At 72.4% G+C, this 4,998-nt stretch carries 7 protein-coding genes; 2 read left to right on the top strand and 5 right to left on the bottom strand.

All coding sequences use genetic code 11. The features are described 5' to 3' along the window. Nucleotides 1-351, bottom strand: a 351-nt coding sequence (locus HUU95_RS08205; protein ID WP_174279672.1) for a DNA-3-methyladenine glycosylase, incomplete at its 3' end; no start/stop codon positions are given. Nucleotides 352-489: 138 nt separating this feature from the next. Here HUU95_RS08205 and HUU95_RS08200 point away from each other — a divergent pair. After that, a complete protein-coding gene (locus tag HUU95_RS08200; protein ID WP_174279671.1) occupies nucleotides 490-768 on the top strand; it encodes a hypothetical protein in 279 nt (92 codons plus the stop codon). A 2-nt stretch (nucleotides 769-770) separates the two neighbouring features. On the opposite strand, the gene HUU95_RS08195 is transcribed toward HUU95_RS08200, so the two are convergent. From HUU95_RS08195 to HUU95_RS08180, 4 genes are all read right to left on the bottom strand, one after another. Next, entirely contained in the window at nucleotides 771-1,262 is a 492-nt protein-coding gene (locus HUU95_RS08195; protein ID WP_254602688.1) for a hypothetical protein, read from the bottom strand. Between the two features lie 96 nt (nucleotides 1,263-1,358). After that, nucleotides 1,359-2,129 carry a WecB/TagA/CpsF family glycosyltransferase gene (locus HUU95_RS08190; RefSeq protein WP_174279670.1) on the bottom strand — a complete coding sequence of 257 codons (771 nt, stop codon included), beginning with the start codon at nucleotides 2,127-2,129 and terminating at the stop codon, nucleotides 1,359-1,361. Further along, nucleotides 2,126-3,328 (bottom strand): glycosyltransferase family 2 protein, encoded by a 1,203-nt coding sequence (locus HUU95_RS08185; protein ID WP_174279669.1) that lies wholly within the window; start codon nucleotides 3,326-3,328, stop codon nucleotides 2,126-2,128. The genes HUU95_RS08190 and HUU95_RS08185 overlap by 4 nt, the downstream gene beginning before the upstream one ends. Beyond that, a complete protein-coding gene (locus tag HUU95_RS08180) occupies nucleotides 3,315-4,541 on the bottom strand; it encodes a glycosyltransferase (RefSeq protein WP_174279668.1) in 1,227 nt (408 codons plus the stop codon). The genes HUU95_RS08185 and HUU95_RS08180 overlap by 14 nt, the downstream gene beginning before the upstream one ends. A gap of 182 nt (nucleotides 4,542-4,723) precedes the next feature. Between HUU95_RS08180 and HUU95_RS08175 the strand changes: the two genes are divergently transcribed. Next, the coding region (locus HUU95_RS08175) for a glycosyltransferase family 2 protein (RefSeq protein WP_174279667.1) at nucleotides 4,724-4,998 on the top strand (275 nt) is incomplete at its 3' end.

The raw sequence follows: 4,998 nt of genomic DNA, 5'->3' as shown, positions 1-4,998 counted from the left end.
ATCGCTCGCGGTGACGTTGAGGGCGACGTCTCCCCGCCGCGTGCGCATCGCGTCCACCCCGTGCGTCGGCGCGAGCGCGCGGACCAGCACCGCGGCGCCCGGCTCCGCGCCACCGACCAGGTTGAAGCACCAGTGCAGCCCATGGCTGCGGTACACATAGGCGTGCCCGGCCGGTCCCCACATCGCCGCGTTGCGCGCGGTGGGGCCGGCGAAGCTGTGCGCGGCCGGATCGCCGGCATGATAGGCTTCCGTCTCGACGACGACCCCGCCGACGCCGTCCACCAGCAGCGTGACGCCGATCAGCGCGCGGGCAAGGTCGACCACCGGCAGCGTGAGGTCGGGCGCGTCCATCGCCGCCTCCTGACGCGCCCGCGCCGGCCTGTCACGCGTGCCGGTCGCCAGCGCCGGTCGCGAGCGCTGGTCACATGCATGGTGAACCGATCCGCGCGATGGGGGTTGAAGTCAGTCCAATCATCGGAAAGGCCCCAAATGATCCTGCTCGCACCCCTGATGCTGCTCGCCGCGCCGGCGATCGCGCCCGCGCCCGTCCAGACGACCACCAAGACCGAGGTCAGCCACGACACCGACCAGCACGACGGCGTCGTCACGCACAGCCGCAAGGTCACCCACGTCACCAAGACCAGGACGCGTCGCCCCAAGAAGATCCTGGGGGTCAAGGTCGGTCGCAAGACGGTGACGCACAAGACGGTGCAGAAGACCACCGTCAGCTCGAACGGCGACCACAGCACGACCGTGTCGACCAAATAAGGTCACGCCAGCAGCCGGCGCGCCCGGGCGAGATCGCCCGGGCGGCCGGACAGCGTCAGCATCGCCGCCAGTTCGGCGCGCGCGGGCGTGAACACGATCGCGTTACCAATCCGGTGTCGCTCGCGCGTGACCGGACGCACGTCGTGCCAACCGGTGGTCGTCGCGATCGCGAAGCCAGCGATGAACTCGACGGGTATCGGCAGGTCCCGCCAGGTCGCGAACAGGACCGATCGGAAGCGTGGATGTGGTTCGCCGGGCGCTGGCGACAGGCCGAGTGGCGGCAGCAGGCGCATCGCATCGCCTTCGTCGAGCAGCACGTCGACATCGGCTATTTCGTCCGCAGCGCCATGGAGCGCGCAGGCGGCCCCGGCGATCACCCACCACGGCTTCCGTGCGCCGGCGAGCGCCGCCGCCACGGCGACCAGCGTCTCGCGAAGCGCGCATGCACCTATCGCCGCGCCTCCGACGACGACGTCATTACCGTCATGCCGCACGGCTGCTGGAAACAGGCCGGTCTCACCTCCGCCAGCCAGTTTATGGGCAAACCTTCCATGTGTCCGTGTCCCGCGTGCTTGGTCAGCGCACTACAATCAGTCGGGGCGCCCGCCGATCCGGCGCCGGATCGCCACCGCCGTCATCGCCGCCATGAACGTCGCGTTGCCGACCAGGTAGCGCCGCGCGAGGCGGCGCGGTTCGGCCGCCAGGCGGAACGCCCATTCGAGCCTGGCGGCCTGCACCCAGCCGGGCGCGCGCGACACGACGCCCGCCGCGAAATCCAGGAACGCGCCGATGCAGCAGATCGTGGCGGGCAGCGACGTGCCATGGTCCACCGCCCAGCGCTCCTGCTGCGGCTGGCCCATGCCGACCAGCACCAGCGTCGCACCGCTCGTCGCGATCCGGCGCGTCACCGCCGCCGCCTCGTCCGTCGCGAAGAACCCGTGATGCGTGCCGACCACCCGGCAATGTGGATATCGGCCGGACAGCGCGGCGGCGGCGCGCTCCGCGACGCCGGGCGGGCTGCCGAGCAGGAACACCGGCGTCGGTGCGCGCAACGCGGCCAGCAGCGCCGGCGTGAGATCGGTGCCGTTGAGATTGGCGGAGAAGCCCCGGCCATGGATCATCCGGCTGGCCAGTTCCAGCCCGATCCCGTCGTTGAACACCGTCATCTCCGCCAGCGCGCGCCGCAACGCCGCGTCGCGTCGGGCGAGGTTGATCGTATGGGCATTGGCGAAGGCGAACAGCGCCGAGCCGCCGCGATCGATCGCATCCAGGACGGTCGACACGGCCTCGTCACGGGTCATCGCGGTGACATCCACCGGCCCGATCGCGCGGCCGGGCGAGGCGATCGGGGACGCGCTCACGTCTCCCGCCGCTCCGCCGTCTCGTCCCGGGCGGTGCGCACCCAACCCCGGTCACGCGCGCGACCCAGCCGCAAGTAGAAGGGTAGCTTGGCCACGACCCGCAACGGCAGCAGCAGCAGTTCCGCCGGGGACAGGAGGTCCCGCCCGCAGGTGCGCCAAGCCGCGAAGACCGTGCCGACGAACAACGCGACCTCCAGCGCGAGCAACAGCGCGGGAAGCCCGGAGGCGCCCCCGAACAGCGCCGCCAGCGTGAGCACCAGCCCGCCCGCCAGCATCGCGGCGAGCAGGCTGAGCGGCGGCACGGCGAGATCGAGCCCCATCAGCGCCAGCCCTGGGCGCCGCCGCGTCAGCCCGGCGAGCAGCAGCCGGCCGACGAAGCGCCTGGCGATCGACACGAAGCCCGCCTCCCAGCGCTGCTGCTGCGTCGCGGCCGCCCGCCGGTCCAGCGGGAGCGGACTGGTGACCCGCGCCGCCGGGCAGAACGCCGCGGGATGCCCGGTCAGGGCGAGATCGACCGACAGCAGCAGATCCTCGACGATCTCGCCCGATCCGATCGCGGCGCCGCCGAGCAGCGCGCGCGGGAACGCCATCCCGCTGCCGGTGAGCACGCACGGCACGCCCAGTCGGGCGGCGCCCGCCAGCCGCAGGTGGTTCTTGATGCGGATCGCGAAGGCCCGGAACCGCGTCGCCGGCCCGGCGCCATCCGGCGCGACGAGGCGGTAATCGGCCTGGACCGGCCGACCCGTCCGTGCAGCAACCGCGGCCAGCGCCGGAAGCGCGCCCGGTGCGACCAGGCAATCCGCGTCGACGATCAGCGTCACGTCGGTGGCTGCCACGTCCGGCTGCGCGAGGCCGTGTTCCAGCGCATAGCCCTTGCCGCGCCGCGTGGGATCGTGCCGTTCGACCACCTCCGCGCCGGCGCGCGCGGCGACGGCGGCCGTGGCATCCGTGCAATTGTCCGCGACGACCAGCAGCCGATCGCCGTCGCGCATGTCCGCCAGCAGCGAGGCGACGGTGCGCGCGATGCCCGTCTCCTCGTCATGGGCGGGCACGATCACGGTGAAGGGCGGCGCCTCGCCGACAGCCGCCGCCGGCGCGGGCGAGTTGGTCAGGCCTGCGACGATCTCGATCGCCAGCATCAGCGTCGCCGGCAGGGGAACCAGCGCGATCACGAGCAACAGCCCGTCAAGCAGCGGCATGGCGGTCCTCGCCCAGACTGGCGGCGATGAGCGCGAGCAGCTTACCCGCCTCGTGCCCGGCGTCGTGCCGCGCCCGCACGCGCGCGCGCCCGGCCTGTCCCATCCGCCCGCACTCCTCGGGTGTCGCCGCCATGCACGCCGCCATCGCATCGACCACCGCGCCGACCGAGCCGGGGGAATGGAGCCAGCCGGTCTCGCCCGTCTCCACCAGCTCGCTCATCGCCGCGACGTTGGCCGCGAGCACCGGCCGGCCCAGCGCGAACGCCTCCATGACGACGATCGGCAGGCCCTCGGCAAAGCTCGGCATGACCATCGCGCGCGCCGCCACCAGCTCGGCGCGCACCCGCGCCTCATCCGCCCAGCCCGTGACGGTGACATCGTCCGCCAGGCCGAGCCGCGCGATCTCCGCGTCCACCTCGGCCCTGGAATCGCCGTCGCCGACCAGCGTCAACCGCACGGGCGTGCCCGCCGCCTTCAGCTGCGCGACCGCGGCGACCAGCAGATATTGCGCCTTTTCGGGACAGAGCCGGCCGACATTGACAAACCGCGCCGCCGCGACCGGAGCGGTCGGCTCCGCGTCCAGGAAGTCGCGCGACAGGCCGCAATGGACGACATGGATCTTGCCCCGGTCGCCGGGCGCGCTCCAGCGGAACAGCTGGCTGGCGCAGAAATCGGTGATCGCGACCACAAAGCTCGCGCGCTCGATCTTCAGCCCGAGCTTGAGCGCGAGCGGCGCATCGAACTCGCCCGGCCCATGGACCGTGAAGCTGTACGGGATGCCCGACAGCGCGCTCGCGATCATGCCGACCTCGGCCGCGTTGGTGCCGAAATGGACATGGAGATGGTCGACGCGCGCGTCGCGCATCTCACGCGCGAGCAGCGCCGCCTCCAGAAAGGTCACCAGGTGTTTCGCGGCGGACCGCTCCGAACGATGCATCATGCGCCAGGTCAGGCGCAGGCCGCCCACCCACCGTCGCGGCGATCGGATCAGCGCGCGTAACGCGGCGCCCAGCAGCGGAACGAAGCCGCGCTGGAGCAGGTAGCGGGTGCGCCGCAGCTCGGCCGCGTCGAGCGGGTCGGCGACCACCGCGTCCCAGCCGCGCAATGCCCAGCGGGGGACGGTGACGCCGTGTTCCTCCAGCGCGGCGATTTCGCGGCGGATGAAGGTGTGGCTGACCTTGGGATATTGATTGGTGAAATAACCGACGATCACGCCAAGCCCCGACGTCCGCGGACCGCGCCTCCGCCAGCGGCCGCTAGCAAGCGCGTCCGACTTCGGCAAGCGACCGGCCGTCGCGCCATGCGGCTGCAGACCGTCCGGCGGCCCCGCGAGCCGGATCCGGGCGGCGCGAAAGCGGCTGGACACGTGCCGGTGGGCGCGCGATTGATCGGGGCGTGCAGGACCTCGCCGTCATCATCGTCAATTATCGCACGCCGGACCTGACCCTCCAATGCGTCGCGTCGTTGCTGCCGGCGCGCGCGCGGTTTCCGGGCCTGCGCGCGATCGTCGTCGACGGCGGCTCGGCGGATGACTCCGCGGGGCGGATCGCGGCGGGCGTCGCGGCGCGGGGATGGGACGATTGGGCCACCGTCCTGCCGCTGGACGTCAATGGCGGCTTCGCCTTCGCCAACAACCGGGCGATCGCCGCGCTGGCCGCGGCGGGGCCGCT

This window comes from Sphingomonas bacterium (genome assembly GCF_903643065.1).
Classification (GTDB): Bacteria; Pseudomonadota; Alphaproteobacteria; order Sphingomonadales; family Sphingomonadaceae; genus Sphingomonas.
The sequence above is the reverse complement of the archived record's forward strand: the minus strand, read 5'-3'. Positions and strand labels throughout refer to the sequence as shown.

Coding starts and splice junctions, on each gene's coding strand:
- HUU95_RS08185 (WP_174279669.1), bottom strand. CDS start 3,328: ATGCCGCTGCTTGACGGGCTGTTGCTCGTGATCGCGCTGGTTCCCCTG.
- HUU95_RS08200 (WP_174279671.1), top strand. CDS start 490: ATGATCCTGCTCGCACCCCTGATGCTGCTCGCCGCGCCGGCGATCGCG.